We start from the raw sequence: 22,076 nt of genomic DNA on the forward strand, positions 1-22,076 counted from the left end.
TCTCTTTGTTTCAGGTCTTGCTTTTATACGGTCACAGCTACTTTCGCACCTGCGCGTTGTATTGGCATCGCTTCGGTAGAGAAAGTTATCGTCTCAAGCACGTGCAGGAGCGCTGTAGCTGTATCCAGTGAAGTCAGGCAAACAGCACCGTTCTCTACCGCTTCCCGGCGGATGCGGAACCCATCGCGCTGAGGTGTTTTGCCTTTTGTCAGGGTATTAAGCACAATGTTGGCTTCTCCAGTGTGAATCATGTCCAAGAGATTTGGCGTGCCTTCCGACAATTTGTTGACGCGAGTGACTGGCAATCCTGCCTCTTCCAGATAATCAGCCGTACCGGAAGTAGCAAGCAGCTTGAAGCCCAGCTTACGGAAGCGCTTGACGATTTCCAGCGCCTCTTCCTTGTCCTTGTCGGCTACAGTCACCAGCAGGGCACCTTGTGTCGGGATGTTCATGCCCGCAGCGACCAGACCTTTGTACAGCGCCTTTGCGAGTGTTGTTTCACGGCCCATGACCTCACCTGTCGATTTCATTTCCGGTCCGAGGGTGATATCTACCCGGCGCAGCTTGGCGAAGGAGAAGACCGGCACTTTGACCGAAACCATTTTCTCTTCCGGATGGTAGCCTGGCGTGAAGCCTTGCTCGACGATCGAGTGACCCAGAATCGCTTTGGTCGCAATGTTTGCCATCGGAATGCCTGTCACCTTCGAGAGGAAAGGCACGGTCCGGGAAGAGCGCGGATTCACTTCGATTACATAGGGACGATTTTTGTAGATGACGAACTGGATGTTGAGCAGTCCCTTGATTTGCAGAGCACGCGCGAGCTTGGTCGTCATCTCGATCAGTTCATCCTTGATCGCTTGAGACAGCGATTGTGGCGGATACACGGCGATAGAGTCACCAGAGTGGACACCTGCGCGCTCGATGTGCTCCATGATTCCTGGAATCAGGACGTTTTCACCATCGCAGATCGCGTCTACCTCAGCCTCGATACCCACCATGTAGCGGTCTACCAGAACCGGATGGTCCGGGTTGATCTTCACTGCTTTTTCCATATACTCCAAGAGCTCAGACTCGTTATAGACAATCTCCATCGCACGTCCACCCAAGACATAGGATGGGCGTACCAACACCGGGAATCCGAGGCCTTCTGCTGCTACGACCGCTTCCTCTACGGACGTCACTGTTTTTCCTGGCGGCTGCGCGATTTCCAGACTGCGCAGGAGTGCTTCGAACTTCTCGCGGTTTTCTGCCGCATCGATGTTCTCGAGACTGGTTCCGAGAATTTTGATGCCGCGAGCAGCCAGCTTGTCAGCCAGGTTGATGGCCGTTTGTCCTCCGAATTGGACGATAACCCCTTCCGGCTTCTCGACATCCAGAATGTTCATGACGTCTTCAATGTACAGTGGTTCAAAGTACAGACGGTCAGAAGTATTGAAGTCGGTCGAAACTGTCTCCGGGTTGTTGTTGATAATTACCGCTTCGTACCCCGCTTCTTTCAATGCCCAGACGGCGTGTACAGTTGCGTAGTCGAACTCGATCCCTTGACCGATGCGGATCGGACCGGAGCCCAGCACGACAACGCGTTTTTTGCCTGTTTCAATGCGCTCGTCCTCTACTTCATAGCTGGAGTAGTAATAAGGGGTCTGTGCCTCGAATTCTGCTGCACATGTATCTACCATTTTGAATACAGGGACAAATCCTTGCTGATTACGCTGCTCGCGAACTTCTTCTTCGGTTTTTCCACTTAGCTCGGCAATTTTGCGGTCTGTGAAGCCCAGTCGTTTTGCCTCGAACAGCTTTTCATGGGTTAAGCCTTCAGCCAGTACGGCTTCAAATGCAACCATCTTGTGGAACTTGTGCAGGAAGAACAGATCAATTTTGGTCAGCTCATGCAGTTGTTCGATAGTCCAGCCGCGGCGAAGCGCTTCGGCTAGCAAGAACAGGCGCTCGTCATCGGCTGCGATCAGGCGTGCTGTCAGCTCTTCTGTGGAAATCTTGTTTGCACCTTTGATTTCGATATGGTAGCTGCCAATCTCCAGGGAGCGGATGGCTTTCATGATCGACTCTTCAAACGTGCGGCCGATCGCCATGACTTCCCCTGTTGCTTTCATCTGTGTGCCCAGCTTGCGATTGGCAGACTGGAACTTGTCAAATGGCCAGCGTGGAATTTTGCTTACCACGTAGTCGAGGGTTGGTTCAAAGCATGCGTAGGTTTGGCCGGTCACCGGATTTTTCAACTCGTCCAGCGTGTAGCCAATCGCGATCTTAGCTGCCATTTTGGCAATTGGATAGCCTGTCGCTTTGGAAGCCAGCGCAGACGAGCGGCTAACACGTGGATTTACCTCGATGACGTAGTATTGGAAGCTGTATGGATCGAGTGCATACTGCACGTTGCAACCGCCCTCGATACCCAGCGCGCGGATAATGTTCAGCGCGGAGGAGCGAAGCATCTGATACTCACGGTCGGACAAGGTCTGGCTCGGCGCCACAACGATCGAGTCACCAGTGTGTACCCCTACCGGATCGATGTTTTCCATGTTGCAGACAACAATGCAGTTGTCATTCGCATCGCGCATGACTTCATACTCGATTTCTTTCATTCCAGCGATGCTTTTCTCGATCAGGCACTGCGTAATCGGGGAGTATTTCAGACCACTCGCCACGATTTCACGCAGATTCTCTTCGTCATCGCAAATTCCGCCGCCCGTACCACCCAGTGTGTAAGCAGGGCGCACGATGATCGGGTAGCCAATCTCGTTGGCAAAGTTAACGGCTTCTTCTACAGTGCTTACAATCACAGACTCAGGGACAGGCTCACCCAGTTCGTTCATCAGGGCGCGGAACAGCTCACGATCTTCCGCTTGCTTGATGGATTCGAGCCTGGTACCGAGCAGCTTGACGTTTTCCTGCTCCAGAACGCCCGCTTCAGCCAGTGCAACCGCCATGTTCAGACCGGTTTGTCCGCCCAATGTCGGCAAAAGTCCATCCGGTTTTTCCTGACGGATGACACGCGCGACAAACTCAGGGGTGATCGGTTCGATGTATACTTTGTCGGCCATGTTCGTGTCCGTCATGATGGTTGCTGGGTTGGAGTTGATCAGAACAACCTCCATCCCCTCTTCCTTCAAAGCTTCGCAGGCCTGTGTTCCTGCATAGTCAAATTCAGCGGCTTGCCCGATCACGATAGGACCGGAACCGATCACGAGGATTTTTTTCAGATCAGCGTGTTTTGGCATGTTTTTTCTCCTCCTTGGCGGTATCCATCATCGCTAGAAACTGGTCGAACAGGTAGCCGGAATCATAAGGCCCCGGTGCTGCTTCTGGATGGTACTGGACGGAAAAGGCGTTCTTCGCCGTGTTGCGTACACCCTCGATGGTTCCGTCGTTCAATGCTATATGGGTAATCTCCAGCTCGGTGCCCTGAAGCGATTCTTCCATGACAGCGTAGCTGTGGTTTTGGGAGGTGATGTAAGTCCGTCCGGTAGTCAGTTCCTTTACCGGATGGTTGCCGCCTCGATGTCCGAATTTGAGCTTCATGGAGTCTGCACCGGATGCAAGAGCGAACAGCTGATGTCCCAGGCAGATCCCGAACAGCGGGTACTCGCCTAAAATATTGCGGATCATCTCAACAGCTTGTGGGACATCTTTCGGGTCTCCAGGGCCATTGGACAAAAGGATGCCATCAGGCTGAATGCGGCGGATCTCTTCAGCCGTCACGTTGTACGGAACCACGACGACGTCGCAGTTGCGCTTGGTCAGCTCGCGCAGGATGCCGTGCTTGGAGCCGAAGTCCACCAGCACGACCCGATGTCCAGTACCCGGGCAGCTGAATACGCTTTTGGTCGAGACACGTGATACCTGATCTGTCATCAAAGAAGTTTGGTTGAGGGAAGCAACCAGTTCCGCCAGCGGGGCTTCACTTGTGGTAATCATCCCTTTCATGGTGCCGTGGTAACGGATCTTTCTAGTCAGCATCCGCGTATCGACGCCGGAGATTCCGGGAATGTCGTAGGTTTTGAGCAGCTCATCCAGGGTGTTGGTGTTGCGCCAGTTGCTTGGCATGTCGCAATGCTCGCGAACCACAAAACCGTGGATATACGGGCGAACGGCTTCAAAGTCATCCCGATTGATTCCATAGTTGCCGATCAGTGGGTAGGTCATGGTTACGATCTGCCCGCAGTAGGACGGGTCAGAAAGCACCTCCTGATAGCCCGTCAGCCCGGTGTTGAACACCACCTCGCCGCTCTTCTCCTTCGTCGCTCCAAACGCGTTGCCGATAAGTTCTGTTCCGTCTTCCAAGATCAGTCTTGCACGCATCTTTCGTTCCTCCTCCGTAGTCGCTCCTTGCGCATGGGGATGGTTTCCTCATAGAAGACGCCGATCCCCAAGCTTTTACAGCTTTATCTTTTCTCTCTTATACCTCTTGATAAACAATCTTCCCGTTTACCAGTGTCAGGATTGGCCAGCCCTTGCAAGCCCATCCGCTAAAGGGTGTATTGATTCCTTTGCTTGCAAAGGTGGTCGGATCAATCGCCTTTTCTGTCTCCAGATCGATGACAGTCAAATCAGCAGGTGCTCCTACTTCCAGGCGGCCGTACGGAAGGCCAAATGCCTGTGCTGGTTTGACAGTGAGCAGCTCCACCAGCTTTTGCAGCGTCAGCTCTCCTGTCTCTACCAGATGTGTGTAGAGAAGCGGGAAGGCGGTCTCCAGACCTACAATGCCGAACGGGGCGCGATCCATGCCATTTGCCTTCTCTTCTGCCGTATGTGGAGCGTGGTCAGTTGCGATCATATCGATCGTGCCGTCCTTCAATCCGGCGATCAGTGCTGCTCGGTCTTCACGAGAGCGGAGCGGCGGGTTCATTTTCCAGTTGGTATCCAGGTTTTCCGGAATGTCCTCGTCGCACAGCAGCAGGTGATGAGGCGTTACCTCGCAGGTCACATGGACACCCGCTCTTTTGCCGTCTCGCACCAGGCGAACCGATTCCTTCGCACTGATATGGCAGACATGATAGTGTACGCCTGTCTGTTCCGCCAGCAAAATGTCGCGTCCTACGTGAATCGATTCGGATTCGGATGGGATACCCGGAAGGCCGTGACGTGCCGCTACGACACCATCGTGCAAAGCCGCGCCCGGGATGAGCAGGTCGTCGTCCTCGCAGTGAGCCACGATGGAGATACCCAGCTCCTGTGCTGCCCTCATCGCTTTTTTCATCATGGCTGTCGATTGGACACCAACCCCGTCATCCGTCAGAGCGAAGATTCCTGCTTCCTTCAGAGCCGCAAAATCTGTCAGCTCTTTCCCCAGCTGGCGCACCGTAATGGCGCCATACGGGATCACTCTGGCCAATCCTGCTTCTTTTGCTTTGTCTAGGATGTAGGTAACGGTCTCAACGCTGTCGATCGAAGGACGTGTGTTGGGCATGCACGCGATCGTGGTAAAGCCGCCTCGGACTGCTGCCGCTGCTCCTGTCGCAACGGTTTCCTTCTGTTCAAATCCTGGTTCGCGCAAATGCACGTGTACATCGACCAGACCTGCGCTGATCATGCTGCCCTTGCAATCCACCCACTCATGACCTTCACGCGAGATCGACTCCCCGATTGCTGTGATGCGGCCGTCCTCCACCAAAATCTCAGCCGGAGTCAGTTTTCCCTCCTGATTGATCAGTTTGCCGTTGCCAAGGATGATACCCATGCCATTTCGCTCCCTTTCAGCAATGTTTCCAGTACGGCCATGCGCACTGCTACTCCATTGGTTACTTGTTTTTGAATCAGTGATGTCTTGCTTTCTACCAGATCTGTATGAATTTCAACCCCGCGATTGACTGGTGCAGGATGCATGATGAAAGAGCCAGGCTTCATCATCTTCGCTCGTTCCAGGGTCAGACCGTGTCTCTGATGGTACTCTTCTTTGGAAATGTAGAGGGATTCCGCATGTCTTTCCAGTTGGACGCGCAGCATCATTACGACATCTGCTGTCTGGATGGCTTCGTCGATCTCGACGATTCGCACACCCTCCGGAACCATAGTGGGCTGCGGCATCATCGAGCCAGGACCGGAGAGAAGCAGGTTGACCCCCATCTTCGGCAAAGCGTGCAGATGCGACCCGAGCACTCGACTGTGACGCAGGTCACCGATGATGGCGACTTTCAGTCCTTCGAGGCTGCCAAACTGCTGCTTCATCGTCAGCATGTCTAGCAGGCATTGGGTAGGGTGCTCGTTGGTCCCATCCCCCGCATTGATCAGGTGCAGATCGACGCTCGCTGCCAGCTCCTGCAGCAGCCCTTCTTTTTTGGTGCGAATGACCGCCGCCTCTACCCCCATGGCTTCAAGTGTTCGCAATGTATCGTAGACGGTCTCTCCTTTTACCGAAGAGGAGGTTTCCGGAATAAAGTTCAACACGTGAGCCCCTAGACGCTTTTGCGCCACTTCAAAAGAAAAGCGGGTTCTGGTGCTAGCCTCAAAAAACAGGTTGGCTACAAAGCGTCCGTGAAGGATCTGCGCTTGCTCTGTCGGTCGCTTTGCCCAGTGCTCTCCGCGTTCCAGAAGTTGCGTGATCTGTTCCTTGCTCAAATCCGAAAGGCCAATCAAATGCGTCATCTTGTTCATCGTGTATCCCTCCGTTTTTGTCTATTGCTTAGAAAAAAAGCTTCTCGTCACGGTGCCATGCAGGCAGGCGTAGACAAGAAGCTGCGGTTCTGTCGGTATTCAGACAGGAGGAAACAGCGTTCATCTACCTTGCCAGCCTCACGGGACCGGGTTAAAGGATTCTGAAACGTGTCAGATATTAGGACTCTTGCGTCGTGTTTGCTTCACCCATCGCCGATTCTTTGCCCGGCAGGATCAGGTGGAGGAAGATACCCAAGAAGGTAGAGAGTGCAATATTGTCGATCGCAACGTTGCTCAGGAAATCGATACCTTCAAAGGTGATTTTGTAGCCGCCAATCCCCGTTACGAGGATGACTGCCGCGATAATCATGTTGCGTTTGTTTTCAAAGCTGATCTTGTTGTCTACATACATCCGCAAGCCTTGAGCAGCGATAATCCCGAATAGGATGATGGATACGCCACCGAGAACCGGCGTTGGAATGCTCATCAGCAGCATATTGACTTTGCCGATGAAGGCGAACAGGATGGCGAATACGGCTGCAAGTCCGATCACCCATTTGCTGAAGACGCGTGTGATCGCCAGAACTCCGATGTTTTCTCCGTACGTAGTCGCAGGAGGTCCACCTAGCAAAGCGCCAAGGGAAGTCGCTACCCCGTCACCGAATAGGCTGCGATGCAAACCAGGATCTTTCATCAGGTCGCGATCCATGACTTTGCTTGTTACCAGCAAGTGGCCCAGATGCTCAGCCAGGGTAACGAATGCAACCGGCGCGATGATCAATGCTGAAATCCATGCTCCAGGGTTGCCCATGACCGCTGCTACTTCAAAGAACTTGAAGTGCTCGGTAAACAATTTGTCTGGTCTGATGAACCATTCTGCTTGCGCGATGGGTTGAAAATCGATCAGGCCAGGGTGACGCAGCAAGGTGTATAGATAACCTGCGATGATACCGATCAAGATAGGAATGAGAGCGAAAAATCCGCGAAGTACGACTGCCGCTATTACTGTTAAGAGAACCGTGACAAGAGAAATCTCGACAGAAGTAAGGGAGATGACGGATACGTTGTCTACCGTTACCTTCGTTGCCATATCGACTGCTACACCCGCAAGGCTAAGGCCGATAACCACGATGACCGAAGCGATCACGACTGGCGGCAGAACACGGTCCAACCATTTGACTCCCGCCTTTTTCACGATGCCAGCCACGAGCATGTAGATGATCCCGGAGAGGAAGCATCCGAGCAAGGCAGTACCGATTCCATACGCCTGACTGACTGTGATGATAGGACCGATGAAGGCAAAGGATGATCCCAGGTAGTTTGGCAATTTTCCTTTTGTAATCCAGAGGAAGATCAGAGTACCAATCCCGCTGGTAAAAAGAGCCGTGGCAGGATCAAGTCCGGTCAGGATCGGTACCAGCACAGTCGCGCCAAACATGGCGAACAAGTGTTGGATACTCAGTGGCAGCAGCTTTGTGATTTTCGGCGTCTCGTGTACGTCGATGTAGTTCTTTTCGTTCATTTTCTTGACTCTCCCCTGTTTTTTCTTGTTTTTATCATTCACGAACTTTGCATTGGCAAACAAAAAACCTCTTTGTGAGCGCACAAAGAGGCCAGCCTTTCCATATTACGAGGGAAGGTAGTCTGCCTCTTGCCGATCTCACGGGATCGTTTTTAAAGAGGATTATTCCATTTTTACAGCAGCTGTCGGATGGACACAATGTCCATGACGTCTACTTCCGACAATTGCACATCAACGATTTCTGTGCGCGAAGTAGGAACGTTTTTTCCGACAAAATCGGGTCGGATCGGCAGCTCGCGGTGTCCACGGTCAACCAGCACCGCCAGTTGAATCATCCTTGGGCGCCCGTTGTCGATCAGGGCATCCAGGGCAGCTCGTACCGTTCGTCCTGTGTAAAGCACATCATCCACGAGAATCACGGTTTTGCCCGTAATCTGATCCGGCAATTGCGAGCCTTGCAGGACGGCATCTTCTGACTTGTGCTGCAAATCATCGCGGTAGAAGGTAATGTCGAGCTCGCCGACAGGCACCTTTACATTCTCGATCAGCTCAATGCGCTCGACCAGTCGTTGTGCGAGATAGATTCCGCGTGTCTTGATGCCGACGATGATGCAGTCTTCCACACCTTTGTTGCGTTCGATGATTTCGTGGGCAATCCGGGTCAATGCTCGGCGGATCGCCGCTTCGTCCATGATCACGCTTTTGTTAATCATCTGCATTTCCCTCCTCGACGGGAACAGGTCACTAGTTCTTTCATAATAAACGACGGAATCTGCGTTTACCAAAAAAAAGCTTCTTGTCAGGGACAAGAAGCAGGTTGACAGGCAGAAGGCGAGCAGGAAAGTACAGATCTTCCCTTTTTCCATTCTTCAGCTTGTCATTTCCGTGCCCTTGCCAGCCTCACTGGACTGGATTTAAAGGTTCCATTCGTCATGTAGGATTATGTCACAGATAGGATACGGTGTCAACGAAAATTCGACATTTCCTTTTGTCACTCTTTCCAATAGACCTGGATCCATTCAGGCAAATAATTGGCATAGTAACCGATATTTCCGGTTACGTGCCGGACCAACTCCGTTTCCTTATCGCCTGCCTTCACGTAGATGGAGCCGTGCTGGGCTTCATCCAGCCTCACGAACAGGAGCTGTTTGCCATCAACTGAAGGGTTCGGGTACAGATCGGCCGTCTCTTGGGTTCCTTTGGTTACCTGCATATCCTCCCCTGCTGCCGTATGTACCCAAATACGCTGTCCTGGTACCATGACTTTTTGGGGATCAAAATGATACTCCGTTCCCTGTCCATTTGTATAGGTCAAGCGATATGGCGCCTGTTTCGTCCATACCGGGAAGGACTGCACTTTATCTTCCTCCCCCTCAAAGCGCACTTTTCCCGTCAAGTCGATGATACGCACGTATTTATGATACGTAGCCATGCGATCCGTTCCATGAATAAATGCGAGCTCTTTGCCGTCGGGTGACCAGGAGAGCCATTGCGGGTAGGCGAGGCCCATGCCGATCTCCATAGGCTTCTTGTTCGGTTGACTCAGGTCATACCATTGGATCGGTACACCATCAGCAGACAAAGAGGCAGAGTTGTATGGTACAAAGTAGGCCACATGCTTTCCATCTGGAGACACCTTCATGCCCTTGGCTGACCAGGCATAGATCTCCTCCCCTGGCTTTGGCGGTTCCGAGATGGCGTATGTCTTCAGCGTCTTCCCTCCGAGGTCACGCAGCTCAAGCGTAATAGGTTTGCTTTTCCCTGCTTCCTTCGAAACAAGAATTTGCTTGTCATCAGGCATCCAGGAGAAATCGACAAAGTCGGCTTTGCTCGTATGAACGATAGCCGCATCTTTCCCTTCCTCAATCGACGCAATGACAAAGGTCTTCTCTTCCTCTACGTCTCCGTTCGCCTTCCCAACCACATAGGCAAACTGGTTAGCTGCATGGGACCATTTCGGTTTTTCTCTGATTGGTCTTTGATCCACCTGAAACGATCGGCTACCATCCTTGTTCACAGCCCAAAGATAACCCGACGTATAGTACGAATCGTCGTCTGGATACTTCATAAACAGGAGCCAACTCCCATCAGTCGACCATTGGACGATTTCCGCAATTCCATCCTTGGTCACCTGAATCGGCTGACTCCCTTGATCCTCGCCCTGCAACAGCCAGAGCTGCTGATTGCTGGTGAAAGCGATCTGTGCCGGAACGGCGGTCTCACTCACTCGTACCGGCGCAGGTTGTGTTTGCTCCGCACCATGCGCAACGACACTTCCTCCTGTCATCATCATCGCGACCAAGGTAATGCCGGAAACTACCCTCCAGAACCTACGCAATACTTCCTCCTCCTTCAGACTTTTTCTCGGATATTATTCGCCATCCGCATGAAAATATTAGGAAACTGAGTTAAACGACTTCACCTGGCCTCCTTTTCCCCTGTGTTACAATGATGAGATAACCTCCATCATTTAGCTTGACGCTTACATGTTCTCCTGCGTTTCACTTTCTGTATTCCAACAATCTGAATAGAGGGAAAAAAGATGAGAAAAAGACTTGGTTGCCTGCATGCCCATCATTCGAACATTTCCTATATCGATAACGCCTTAAAACCATATGACGTCGAGACCGTTCATTTCGTTGACCCGGCGCTGTACTTGCGCATTGCAAATGATGAACATTTCCTTCCCTCTGACGCTTTTGCCAAAGTGAAGGAGCAATTAAGCTGGATGGCCGAATGCGAGCTAGATGCTATTCTGGTTACATGCACCAACTATATTGCCGTCTTGCAGGATGAGACTCACACCGGAAGCATTCCTATCCTCAAGATCGATGAACCGTACTTTGATAAGCTGTGCCAGTTCACCTCGCCGCAGATCGTGGTCTTTACCAATCCAGATACAGTAGCAGGAACCGTACAGCGATTGAAAAGGCATACCACTAAGTTAGGCCGAGCACTGGAGCTACAGGTGCAGGTGCTGGATGGAACCTTCCCTCTCATCATGCAAGGGAAGACGGAGGAATACTTGCTAGAGGTTGCGGATGGCCTGGAAAGGCTCATGAAAGATGAACCAGGGAAAAGGATATCTGTGGCACAGCTATCGATGGTTGAGGCAGCGGTTCAGGTCCAGCAGAGAACCTCTCAAGAGATCGTCAATCCCCTGACATCTTTGGTAGCCAGCATCGTGGACCGGCTGGAGTTAGGGAGAATACAGCAGGAGTAGGATCCGAAAACTTGGCTGCTCCAAGCTTTTGGTATGGCCATAGTCGTACAAAAAAGGGACTTCCATCCAGGAAGATCCCTTTTTTTCTTTACTGTTGTCTGAGATATGCAATTGTTTGCTCCAAATCCTCAGGAAGTGGCGCTTCAAACTCCAGACGCTCTCCTGTACGCGGATGCACAAACCCCAAGGTTTTGGCATGCAACGCTTGACCATTTATCTCAAGCGTTTGCTTTGGCCCATATTTCGGATCGCCAGCCAATGGATGCTCGATGTACTTCATATGCACGCGAATTTGATGAGTGCGGCCTGTCTCCAGCTTCAACTCGACGAGCGTGTAATCCTTGAAGCGCTCCTGCACGATAAAATGTGTTACAGCGTGCTTGCTATTCTCGAATACAACCGCCATCTGCTGCCGATTCTTCGGATCCCGTCCAATCGGAGCCTCAATGGTGCCCATCTCATGCTGGATCACTCCATGAACAATCGCTACATAAGTACGATTTACACTATGCTCTTTCAATTGTTCCGCCAGACCCATGTGAGCCTTGTCGTTTTTGGCAACCATCAGAAGACCAGAGGTATCCTTGTCAATCCGATGGACGACGCCAGGTCTCAGCACTCCATTGATGCCGGACAAATCCTTGCAATGCGCCAATAATCCATTTACCAAGGTACCACTGTAATGACCAGGCGCTGGATGTACGACCAGTCCACGCGGCTTGTTCACCACGACCACGTCGCTATCTTCATACACGATGTCAAGGGGCATTGGTTCAGGCAAAATCGCCATCTCGCGAGGAGGGGGCACGCGCAAGGTTAGCTCATCCTCAGCCTGCAGCTTATAGTTGCTCTTCACTGGCTCTCCGTCGACCGTAACGCGCCCTTCCTTGATCCAGGCCTGCACTTGGGATCTGGACCAATCTTCATTTTGCAAGGAAATATATTTGTCAATCCGCTCACCTGCGTCTGACTGTTCAATCGTCCAATCATAACGTTCAAAAAGCTGTGTATCCGTCATGTTTGTCTCCCTTATGCCTTCCTTTGTTACTCACAGTATCCACCAAAAGATAGCTTCCCATTAAGCGCTTTTCTTTCTTCCCTCCAGAAACATATCCAGCAGCAACACGCCTACCCCAATGGTAATCGCCATGTCTGCTACGTTGAAGATCGGAAAGTTGATCAAGGTAAAGTCAAGGAAGTCTACCACTTGTCCTGTCATTACACGATCAATAAAGTTGCCGATGGCGCCGCCCAAGACCATGGACAGGGCCAAAGATACGCGAGGCTGTTTTTTACCGATCCGAATCAGAGAGACTATGATACCGATGACAACGACCGTGGTGATGACAATAAACAACCAACGCTGATTCTGCAAAATTCCGAATGCCGCTCCCATATTGCGATGGGAAGTCAAATGAAACACATCCCCGATCAGCGGGATGGACTCCCCAAGCTCCATGTACTTCACCACAAGAAACTTGGTCAATTGATCAAGCGCAATGATTCCTGCTGCCAAGAGATAGTACAACAATAGTAGATCCTCCTTCGTCCGACTCGATCCGTTCATCGATCACAATTTCAAATCTGCATTATACCATAAAGAACGAGTGGATCAAAACGCTCATGACCATTTACGCCTGAGACGCTTTATTTTCTGGTAAAGGCGATATCCTTTGCGAACACCGTTCATCACCCACAAGGGAATCTTCCAGCCCCGGTCCTTCAGAAAAGGTAGATAAATGCGATAGTAGGCCTTCCGCAAATCCTTCCACTTGCGATCAGGAATGTTCTTCAAATAATCTGAGACGTCTATCAAATACCCCCGCCCCTGATCCATCAGGACATTCTTTCCGTGTACGTCGTGAGGAAACAAGCCTCTTTGGCGAGCAACAGCCAATGCTTCCTCGACATCCTCGATGACCTGCGGCGGGATCGGGATGCCGTAACGAAGACAATCGAACAACGAAATACCATTCATTCTCTTCATTACAATGTAGCCTGGAGAAGCCTGGTAACAGATCGGGAACCAGCGTGTGTCACCCAAGCGCTCGTAGACCTGCACCTCCTGCTCCCAGCCCGGTCGCCCTGGCGCATACAGCTTGAGTACCACTTGCGGATAATCGGGATGAATAAAAACAGCGGCGTAATTACCGGTGCCGATCAACTCCCAGGGTGGCGGGATACGATGGACCACGACAGGATCGATCGGCGATTGGCTTTCCAATCTGACTTCTTGCATAAACAGTTCGATTACGTTCTGGTCCATATGCATGCATTCTCATCTCTTTTGCTGTTACCGACTTCAATTTAGATTCTAGCAAAACACCCTCCCGTTGGAAACCAAAATCGAAGCTGGTTTACGACACGAAAAAAGTGCGCCTGTCATGACGCACTTTCTCAGCTAAGCCCTTTTCCATTTCTCTTTCCACTGCCGAAGCATCCCCACGACCCCCTGCGGGAAAAACATGACCGCCAGGATATAGAGCGCCCCGAAAAAAATCATCCATCTTTCAAATATCCAATGAATTTTGGCCAGATCCGTCAACCCGGCGTGCACGAGTAATATCAGAGCCGAACCGACGATGCTGCCAAACAATGTGCCGACCCCGCCGACAATCGTCATGAGCAAGGCGTCTAGTGTGACGTTGGTTCCAAACACTGCTGTATTGACAAACCGCAGTGTAATGGCGTACATCGAACCGCTCATACCAGCTGCCAGACCGGCAACCACACTGGCGATGATCTTGTAGTGCAGGATCTGGTAGCCTAAAGATTCCGTACGCTGTTCATTTTCGCGGATGGCCTGCAGGACTTTGCCCGTCGGGGAATCCGTGAAGCGCTTAAGCAAAAAGAACATGATGATCATGAAAAAGAAGGAAGCGAAATACAGCGTAGTGCGGTCCTTTAGCACATCCGGAATGTAAAAAGTAAAGCCGTCGCTTCCTTTTGTCAGGTCGCGCCACTTTTCCGCCAAAACCAGAAAGAGTCCTGCGACGGCCAGTGTCAGCATGGCGTAAAAATGGCTTTTCAAGCGCAGTGTCATGACACCGATCAAATAGCTGACAATTCCGGTCAAAACCAGGACTACCAGCAGGGAAACGAGAAAAGCGAGCATGGTATGATCCCATCGATGAAGAAAAATGGCCGTCGTATAGGCTCCTATCCCAAAAAACATGGCATGGCCAAAGGAAATAATGCCTGTATACCCCAAGAGAATATCGTAGCTCATCGCAAATACGGCATAGATAAAGATCTGTGTCAGCAAAATCAGAGCACTACGCGAGTCGCTGACAAACGGAAAACCGATGAGCAGGATCGCTGCCATCCCCATCCAGAGTCGTGAAGAAACCAGCCAATTCGTTTTCATGATCATCATCTCCCAAACAAGCCTGCCGGTCGGAACATCAGCACTCCAAACATCAGCAGCATATTGACGGCCAGCGCAACACTAGGAACAAAATAGGTCATAAAAGCGCCCAATACCCCTACCAGCAGGGCGGCCATCGCCGATCCGACTATGCTGCCCATGCCTCCGATGACCACGACAATGAAAGCCAGGATCCCGTAATCCATTCCGATTCCAGCGTGAATCACACCGGAGTAAGGCGCAAACAGCATACCGCCAAGAGCTGCCATGCTGCTGCCCAGAATAAAGACATACAGAAACACTTTTTTGATGTTGATACCGAGGGCCTGCACCATTTCCTTGTTCATGACACCGGCTCGCACGATCAGTCCCAGCCTGGTGCGCTTGAGCATGTACTGCACACCTAGAAAAACCAAAATCCCGATGGCTATCACGAACAAGCGATACTTGATCAGAATCACACCGCCGAGCAGCCAGCTCTGGTCCAAATAGTCCGGAAGTCTCACACTGACCTGATTGGGCCCAAAAAACACCTTGAGACATTCATTCATGACCAGCAGCAAACCCATCGTGACCTGAATTTGCGACATGGTATTCGTATAGACCGGCTGGATGATCCATCGTTCCAGCAACCATCCAAGCAGGCCACCGATCACGATAGCTCCGAGAATTCCGACCAGGAAGCTGTCTGTCTGCGTGTAAATCCATACACCGAAGTACGCCCCCCAGGCAAACAGTGCTCCATGCGCAAAGTTGAGCACATGCATCAACCCAAAAATCAGCGTCAGGCCTGCAGCCAACAAAAAGATCAGACTGCCTGTCGCAATTCCGTTTATCGTCAAATTCAACAGTACATCCAAGCTGCAAACCTCCTTACGCGATGCCGAGGTATTCTTTTTTCAGTGATTCGTTTACTTTTAGCTCCGCCATCTGCCCCGAGTGAACCGTCCTGCCATCGTCAATGATGTAATAGCCATCCCCGATCGTGCTCGCCATATAAAAATTTTGCTCCACCAGCACAACCGTGACCCGGTCCTTCATTTCCTGCAGTACGTTCATGACCTTTTCCACCATGATTGGAGCCAGGCCTTTGCTCGGCTCGTCGATGAGAAGCAGCTCGTTGTCGTTGACACAGGCTCGCGCGATTGCCAGCATTTGTTTTTGACCGCCAGAGAGCAGCCCAGACGGCTTTTTCCAGAAGGTCTTCAAGTCGGGAAACAGATTCAAGATCCAGTCGCGACGCTCAAGGGTGGCATCATCCGACTTCTGCATTGCCAGCCGGATGTTCTCCTCTATTGTCAAATCGGGAAAAACGCCCTGATCCTCCGGCACATAGCCGATTCCCTTCCGTGCGATCTCGTAGGTGGGCAAGTGATGGATGGACTCTCCCTTGAAGGTAATGCTTCCAGTAGAGATCGGGTTCAAACCCATCAATGAGCGCAAGGTGGTTGTCTTGCCCGCACCATTGCGTCCGAGCAAGACCGTCACCTCCCCCTGCTTTACTTCAAAGGAAACACCTTGCAGGATGTGGTACTGTCCGATGTACGTTTCGATCCTGTCGACTTTAAGAAGCGTCATCGTATAGCCCTCCCAGATACGCTTTTTGCACCAGCTCGCTTCGCATGATGTTCTCCGGGGTATCCTCTGCAAGCAGCTTGCCGTTGAAGAGGACCATCAAACGCTCCGAAAAGCTGAGGACCATATCCATCTTGTGCTCGATCAAAAGGATGGTGCGGTTTCCCTGATTCTTGATCTGCCGGATCACTTCCAGAATCGAAGGCACCTCCTCGAGCGACATTCCCGCTGTCGGTTCGTCCAGCAGCAGCACTTCCGTTTCCAGGGCTAGCAACATGGCGATTTCCAGCTTGCGTTTTTCACCATGTGCCAGATTCTTCGCGAGCGAATCCCCTTTTTGCCCCAGCAGGACGGTTTCCAACAGCTCCTGAGCCCGTTTTTCAAAGTGCGCATGCTTCTTGGGAGTAGCGAACAGATTGTAGTAGACGCCTGCCTGAGCCTGAACGGCGAGACGGACGTTTTCTTGCACCGTTAATGAAGGAAATACGTTTGTAATTTGAAAGGAACGTCCCATACCGAGACGCGTGCGCTTGGCCGGGGAAAGATGGGTGATCTCTTTCCCCTTCATCAGCACTCTGCCGCTAGTAGGCTTCAGCTGACCACTCAGCAGGTTGAACAGTGTGGTTTTGCCAGCGCCGTTTGGTCCGATGATCGAGGTAAAGGTATTGGGCATGATTTTCAAACTTACCTCATTCACAGGCTTGTGACCGCCAAAGGCGATCGTCAGCTTATCCGTTTCCAGAATCGGCTGCATTTCCCATCCTCCTTTCTTTGTCACCGCCCTACCTGTTATTTCGAATCGGAGGTGCTGTTTCTTCCGGCGGCAGCTCGCCCATCAACACAGGAACCGGCCATTCTACGCCGTCCTTCTGCTCCAGTCTGATCGCATACATCACTTGCAGAGCCTGATGGTCTTCCGGTCGGAACGTCATCTTTCCTTTTGGTGAGTCAAACGACATGCCCTCCATCAGTGGAATCAGATTGTCTGCGTTGGTATCTCCGTTGGATTTTTTCAGTGCTTCTACGATCGCCATCGCCGCTGTCATGCCGCCAGGTACGAACAAATCAGGCGCCTCTCCGTTGTAGCGCTTCTTGTGCTCTTCGGTCAGCCAGTCATTGACCTCGTTCTTGGGAAGCTCATAATAGTAGAGCGTGAAGCCTTCCATACCGACCATGCTTTTCATGGTTTTCAGTGTGGCGAAATCTGCTGTTCCGGTCGAGATTTTGATTCCTTGCTCCTGCAGCTTCATATCCGATATTTGACTCCAGGGCGTATTGGCTCCGGACCAGATCACAAACAAGTAGTCAGGCTTGGCTTGAATAATTTTTTGCAGGTTTGGCGTAAAGTCGGTCGTCTTCTGGTCGGCATACTCCTCCAGCACGAGCTGGGCACCTTGCTTTTCTGCCACTTCCTTGAAGGCGGCTACACCATCCCGACCAAATGCGTAATCGGGGGCTAGAGTTGCAATCTTCGTACCCTGCTTGGCGATCGCCAGCGCCCCTGCAATCGCATCCTGCGAAGAATTGCGGGCCGTGCGGAAGATGTACGGATTCCAGTTGTCAGCGGTGATACTGTCGGCAGCTGCTGGCTCGACCACCATGATCTTCTTGTGCTCCTCAGCCAACGGGACGACTGCCAGCGTATCTCCTGAGCTCGATGAGCCTACGAGAAAATCCACCTGCTCATCCTCGATCAATTTCGTCGCTTTTTTCACTGCGACATCCGATTTCGTTTCTGTATCCTCGACGATCACTTCGATCGGACGGCCCCCCACCTCGTTCGTGCCTCCTGTCGCGTAGGCGATCCCTAGTTCGAAGCCGCGCGTGGTCTGCTTTCCATAATCCTCCAATGCTCCTGTCAGTGAAGCGAGCACGCCAATTCGAATAGGTGCTTTCGCCTCTGATGCTGCAGGTGTCGCTGCCCCAGGCTGAGCTGGATTTGATGGTGGTGCGGATTGCTGAGTCGAGCAAGCTGATGCCAGGAGTGTGGTCGCAACCAGCCATGTGGTAAGTCCACGCTTTAAACCTTGCTTTCTCATTCTCATCTTTGATCCCCCGCTCTATTTATGATTCAAGCCACTCCAGCACCGTAGCGGCCCAGGTGTAGCCCGTACCCGCACTTACTGTGACGATCTTGTCGCCTTTACGAAACAGCCTGCGCTCCTGACCCACGTGAAGCCCAATGCACGGATCAAGCGCGGACAAATGGCCGTAATGATCCAGGTAAATCGCCCGGTCTTCGTTCAGCTCCAGTCGGCTGAGCAGCTCCAGAAACATGGAGCGCTTGGTATGCAGCGGAATCAGCCAATTGATGTCCCGAACCGAGTGCCCGCTTTTTTCTAAAGCATGCTGCACCACGTGCACGAAATGATTCACGGATACCGGGTCCAGACGCTTTTTCATGTCCTTGGGATCTTTCACATCCAGATAATGTAGCCGCTGCTGTACGCTCTCCAGACTGGCAGGATGCTTGGAGCCTCCGCCGACCACGCGAACATCATCATGGAAGGATCCGTCGGTTAAAATGCTTGAGCCCAGCACTCGACTCCGCGCTGAACCGCGCTGTACCAAAGCGGCGGCACCTCCATCGGCAAAGTTGAACATAAAACGTGAGCGAACATTTTGATAATCGACCAGCTCCGCCTCCTTGCAGCCCCCGACCAGCAGGATGTTGTGGATCGTCGGATCGGAGACGAGCATATCTTTGGCAACCTTCAATGCGATCGGGAAACAGGAGCTGACGTTCATGATTTCGAAGGCGTAGGCATTTTTCAGCCCGAGCTCATGCACGATTTTCGTCCCGCACGTCCAGACCATGTAATCCTTGTAGGAGCTGCCAAAGTAAATCAGCACATCGATCGACAGCGGATCTATCTTTTCAAGGATCGATCTGGCAGCCTCGATTGCCATGTCAGATGCATGAATACGGTTGTCGGATATGTGTTTTTGCACCAGACCGAACTTTTCCACGATCACTTCCTCGGGGATTTCTGCTCGGGCAGCGATCTCCTTTGCTGTTTCGATACGCGGCGGGAAATATACCCCTGTCTCTGTGATGCCAATCATGCTCCAACCCCCTGTTCCTCGCGTGGCACACGCATTTTCGCCTCTCCCTCCAGGACGAGCTCACCATTCTGATTGCGACATTCCGTCTTGAGCAGAATGTTTCCTTTTACAGGGTCATACTGGAGTACTTCAGCTGTTGCCGTAATCGTATCGTTGATGAATACTGGACGGACGAACCGCAGCGTCTGTCCGATGTAAACAGAGCCAGGTCCGGGCAAATGCATGCCAAGCACGCCAGACAAGAGACTGGTCGTCAATAGTCCGTGTGCAATCCGCTGTTCGAAGCGAGTCGTTTGGGCGAACTGCCGATCTACGTGTATCGGGTTGAAATCTCCACTCAAGCCCGCATACGAAACGACGTCCGTCTCTGTGATCGTCTTGCCGAAAGAAGCTTTCTGACCAATCTCGAATCTAGCCATGCTGTTCCTCCTTCATAAAATCTGTTTTGATCATTTTTTTGTCGATCTTGCCGGTTGCATTTTTCGGTAAATCGCTTACAAACCTCACCATTACTGGCACCTTGTATTTAGCCAAGCGCTTGAAACAGTGATTTTTTACATCGTCCATGGTCAACTCGTGTCCTGCTTTTACGGAAATGACCGCTACGGGCACTTCCCCCCACTTCGGATCTGCCATACCGATCACAGCGACCTCGTCTACAGCAGACAGCTGGCCGATTACTTGCTCTACCTCCAGCGGGTAAATATTTTCACCGCCAGAGATCATCATGTCTTTCTTGCGTCCCACGATGTAGACAAAGCCTTCCTCGTCTTGTGTCACAAGATCACCGGTCAACAGCCACCCATCGCGAAACGTCGCTGCTGTCGCTTCCGGACGATTCCAGTAGCCCTGCATGATGTTGCCGCCTTTGATCAGCAGCTCGCCAATCTCACCGCAGGAAACATCTCTGCCGCCTTCATCGACAACCCGAATCTCGCTGAACATCACAGGCTTTCCGATCGAACCGATCTTGCGCGTGTAATCCTCCCGGGAAGTCATAAATACAGTCGGGCTTGCCTCGGTCATGCCGAATCCCTGTGCGAAAGTGAGCCCGCGCTCCAAGTAAATGTGGATCAGTTCATGTGAACATGGCGCACCTCCACAGTAAAACCAGCGGATGGATTGTAGATTAGCAGTTTCAAAATTCGGACTTTTCTGGATGTAATCATAGATCGTGGGCACGCCCATCACAATCGTCACCGCATGCTCCTCGATCAGCTGGAGCGCTTTTTCCGGATCAAAGCGGTTGGGAACGATGACGGCTCCTCCTGCAAAGAGCGTCGGCAAGGCAAAGAGTCCGATCCCGCCGATATGAAAGAGTGGAAGCAGTGTCAGCGATTTGTCGTGTGAGGTGAGATCCAGCGCCAATACGTTGTTGACCGCATTCCAGAACATATTTTCTTGGGTCAGTACGGCACCTTTGGGGCGTCCTGTCGTTCCGGATGTATAGCAGATGATAAAGGGGCTGTTCCCATCTGCTTCCTTTCTGGTCAACAATTCGGCAGGATAAGCTGCTGATAGGTTGCATAGCTGCATAGGGGATTCTTCGCGATGGTCGTACCAAAGAATGTCTTGAATACCGGTCGTTTCCAGAAGCCCTTCTCCTTCGATGCGATAAGCTGTTTCCGCGATCAGAATACGCGTCCCGCTGTCATTGAGCTGATACTCCAGCTCGTCTGGTGTTAGCCGTATGTTGAGCACTACCGCGATACACCCCAGCTTGGCTATCGCGAACAGCGTCAAAAGATATTCGATGCTATTCGCAGCCAGGATGCCCACCCTTTCACCGGGCTGTAATCCGTATCTGTCATCAAGCATGCGGGCAAGACGGTTGACCTCTGCGCTCATCTCCAGGTAGGAAAGCTGTCGCCTTTCATCCATCAGTGCAGTTCGCTCCGGTGTAATGAAGGCACGCTTGTCAATCCAATCCGCAATCCCTTTCATCCTACTCCCCCTTCTGATTTTTCCTTTCCTGGCTGACCAGCCCTTCAAAAATAAAGGTGATGGCGTCCTGTACCACTTCTTCGGGAACCTCTTTGTTTTCCCAGTACACCCAGCGCATGCCGATGAAAGAAGTGACACCCATCAGGCAGTAAGCTACTGTTTCTGCGTTCAGTGCTTTGAACTCGCCACTGCCGATCGCTTCCTCCAGACCTTTCAGATAGCCTTGGGCCAAACGCTCGTAGTACGCGCGGTACAGCTGCTCATCCACGAGAACGGATTGCTGGACAATACTGTACAGATTGCGGTGATTTTTCACCCATTTGAGAAAGACGTGGATACCGATCTCCAGGGCTTCACGCTGGCTTTTGGCACGCGCGACCTCCTGCTTGATCTCGATGCGGAAATCCCGGCTCAGCTGTTTGATCAGCTCTGCATAAATCTCGTACTTGGATTCAAAGTAGTTGTAAAAAGTTCCCTGCGCTACGTTGGCCTGCTGGGTTATATCAATGATGGAGGCTGCGAAATACCCCTTCGCTCCGAAAACCTCTTCGGCCACGTTCAGTAGCTTTTGCCTCGTCTTGGCTCCTTTTGTGGTTGCGGGTATCTTGCTTTGCTGCTGCTTGGTTTCGGAAGTATGCTCAGTCATGTTCATCACCTTTTGTCCATTCGAGAAAGTATGGGTTGTCATAAAACTGAAATATGAATCAGTTGTCAGTTTTTCTGATTATTATGATAACGTTTTCAAAATTGTTTGGCAATTGTTTATTTGT

At 51.6% G+C, this 22,076-nt stretch carries 20 protein-coding genes; 1 reads left to right on the plus strand and 19 read right to left on the minus strand.

All coding sequences use genetic code 11. The features are described 5' to 3' along the window. Window positions 1-23 precede the first annotated feature (23 nt). The 7 genes from carB to EDM52_RS14145 all read right to left on the minus strand — a co-directional run bounded on the left by carB (window position 24) and on the right by EDM52_RS14145 (window position 10,469). Entirely contained in the window at window positions 24-3,236 is a 3,213-nt protein-coding gene (carB, locus tag EDM52_RS14115; RefSeq protein ID WP_122909620.1) for a carbamoyl-phosphate synthase large subunit, read from the minus strand. After that, the gene (locus tag EDM52_RS14120) at window positions 3,220-4,317 is read right to left on the minus strand and encodes a carbamoyl phosphate synthase small subunit (RefSeq protein WP_122909621.1); all 1,098 of its coding nucleotides are present in this window, start codon (window positions 4,315-4,317) and stop codon (window positions 3,220-3,222) included. Before EDM52_RS14120 ends, carB begins: the two co-directional genes overlap by 17 nt. A gap of 97 nt (window positions 4,318-4,414) precedes the next feature. After that, a complete protein-coding gene (locus tag EDM52_RS14125; protein WP_122909622.1) occupies window positions 4,415-5,695 on the minus strand; it encodes a dihydroorotase in 1,281 nt (426 codons plus the stop codon). Next, a complete protein-coding gene (locus tag EDM52_RS14130; protein WP_122909623.1) occupies window positions 5,665-6,609 on the minus strand; it encodes an aspartate carbamoyltransferase catalytic subunit in 945 nt (314 codons plus the stop codon). Before EDM52_RS14130 ends, EDM52_RS14125 begins: the two co-directional genes overlap by 31 nt. Window positions 6,610-6,787: 178 nt before the next feature. Beyond that, a complete protein-coding gene (locus tag EDM52_RS14135; protein WP_122909662.1) occupies window positions 6,788-8,131 on the minus strand; it encodes a solute carrier family 23 protein in 1,344 nt (447 codons plus the stop codon). A gap of 173 nt (window positions 8,132-8,304) precedes the next feature. Further along, on the minus strand, window positions 8,305-8,844 hold the full coding sequence (gene pyrR / locus EDM52_RS14140; protein ID WP_122909624.1) for a bifunctional pyr operon transcriptional regulator/uracil phosphoribosyltransferase PyrR: 540 nt from the start codon (window positions 8,842-8,844) through the stop codon (window positions 8,305-8,307). A gap of 278 nt (window positions 8,845-9,122) precedes the next feature. Further along, window positions 9,123-10,469 carry a TolB-like translocation protein gene (locus EDM52_RS14145; protein ID WP_122909625.1) on the minus strand — a complete coding sequence of 449 codons (1,347 nt, stop codon included), beginning with the start codon at window positions 10,467-10,469 and terminating at the stop codon, window positions 9,123-9,125. Between the two features lie 204 nt (window positions 10,470-10,673). Between EDM52_RS14145 and EDM52_RS14150 the strand changes: the two genes are divergently transcribed. Then, the gene (locus EDM52_RS14150; protein WP_122909626.1) at window positions 10,674-11,354 is read left to right on the plus strand and encodes a hypothetical protein; all 681 of its coding nucleotides are present in this window, start codon (window positions 10,674-10,676) and stop codon (window positions 11,352-11,354) included. 88 nt (window positions 11,355-11,442) lie between these two features. On the opposite strand, the gene EDM52_RS14155 is transcribed toward EDM52_RS14150, so the two are convergent. The 12 genes from EDM52_RS14155 to EDM52_RS14210 form a co-directional block, all read right to left on the minus strand. Further along, entirely contained in the window at window positions 11,443-12,372 is a 930-nt protein-coding gene (locus tag EDM52_RS14155) for an RluA family pseudouridine synthase (RefSeq protein ID WP_122909627.1), read from the minus strand. A 60-nt stretch (window positions 12,373-12,432) separates the two neighbouring features. After that, window positions 12,433-12,885 carry a signal peptidase II gene (gene lspA, locus EDM52_RS14160; RefSeq protein ID WP_122909628.1) on the minus strand — a complete coding sequence of 151 codons (453 nt, stop codon included), beginning with the start codon at window positions 12,883-12,885 and terminating at the stop codon, window positions 12,433-12,435. Between the two features lie 90 nt (window positions 12,886-12,975). Then, complete coding sequence (locus EDM52_RS14165) at window positions 12,976-13,626, minus strand: serine/threonine protein kinase (protein ID WP_122909629.1); 651 nt, start codon at window positions 13,624-13,626, stop codon at window positions 12,976-12,978. 129 nt (window positions 13,627-13,755) lie between these two features. Then, the gene (locus EDM52_RS14170; RefSeq protein ID WP_122909630.1) at window positions 13,756-14,721 is read right to left on the minus strand and encodes a branched-chain amino acid ABC transporter permease; all 966 of its coding nucleotides are present in this window, start codon (window positions 14,719-14,721) and stop codon (window positions 13,756-13,758) included. 5 nt (window positions 14,722-14,726) lie between these two features. After that, window positions 14,727-15,581: a branched-chain amino acid ABC transporter permease gene (locus EDM52_RS14175; protein ID WP_122909631.1), complete on the minus strand. Its 855-nt coding sequence runs from the start codon at window positions 15,579-15,581 to the stop codon at window positions 14,727-14,729. Window positions 15,582-15,594: 13 nt separating this feature from the next. Then, complete coding sequence (locus EDM52_RS14180; protein ID WP_122909632.1) at window positions 15,595-16,299, minus strand: ABC transporter ATP-binding protein; 705 nt, start codon at window positions 16,297-16,299, stop codon at window positions 15,595-15,597. Beyond that, on the minus strand, window positions 16,286-17,050 hold the full coding sequence (locus EDM52_RS14185) for an ABC transporter ATP-binding protein (RefSeq protein ID WP_122909633.1): 765 nt from the start codon (window positions 17,048-17,050) through the stop codon (window positions 16,286-16,288). Before EDM52_RS14185 ends, EDM52_RS14180 begins: the two co-directional genes overlap by 14 nt. 28 nt (window positions 17,051-17,078) lie before the next feature. Further along, window positions 17,079-18,335, minus strand: coding sequence for a substrate-binding domain-containing protein (locus tag EDM52_RS14190; RefSeq protein ID WP_122909663.1), 1,257 nt, complete (start codon window positions 18,333-18,335; stop codon window positions 17,079-17,081). A 25-nt stretch (window positions 18,336-18,360) separates the two neighbouring features. Next, entirely contained in the window at window positions 18,361-19,362 is a 1,002-nt protein-coding gene (locus EDM52_RS14195; protein WP_122909634.1) for a 3-oxoacyl-ACP synthase, read from the minus strand. Continuing rightward, window positions 19,359-19,781 carry a MaoC family dehydratase gene (locus EDM52_RS14200; protein WP_122909635.1) on the minus strand — a complete coding sequence of 141 codons (423 nt, stop codon included), beginning with the start codon at window positions 19,779-19,781 and terminating at the stop codon, window positions 19,359-19,361. Before EDM52_RS14200 ends, EDM52_RS14195 begins: the two co-directional genes overlap by 4 nt. Then, window positions 19,774-21,306, minus strand: coding sequence for an o-succinylbenzoate--CoA ligase (menE, locus tag EDM52_RS14205; RefSeq protein ID WP_122909636.1), 1,533 nt, complete (start codon window positions 21,304-21,306; stop codon window positions 19,774-19,776). The genes EDM52_RS14200 and menE overlap by 8 nt, the downstream gene beginning before the upstream one ends. Window position 21,307: 1 nt before the next feature. Continuing rightward, entirely contained in the window at window positions 21,308-21,952 is a 645-nt protein-coding gene (locus tag EDM52_RS14210; protein ID WP_122909637.1) for a TetR/AcrR family transcriptional regulator, read from the minus strand. Window positions 21,953-22,076 lie beyond the last annotated feature (124 nt).

This window comes from Brevibacillus invocatus, from assembly GCF_003710915.1.
Taxonomy (GTDB): domain Bacteria; phylum Bacillota; class Bacilli; order Brevibacillales; family Brevibacillaceae; genus Brevibacillus; species Brevibacillus invocatus.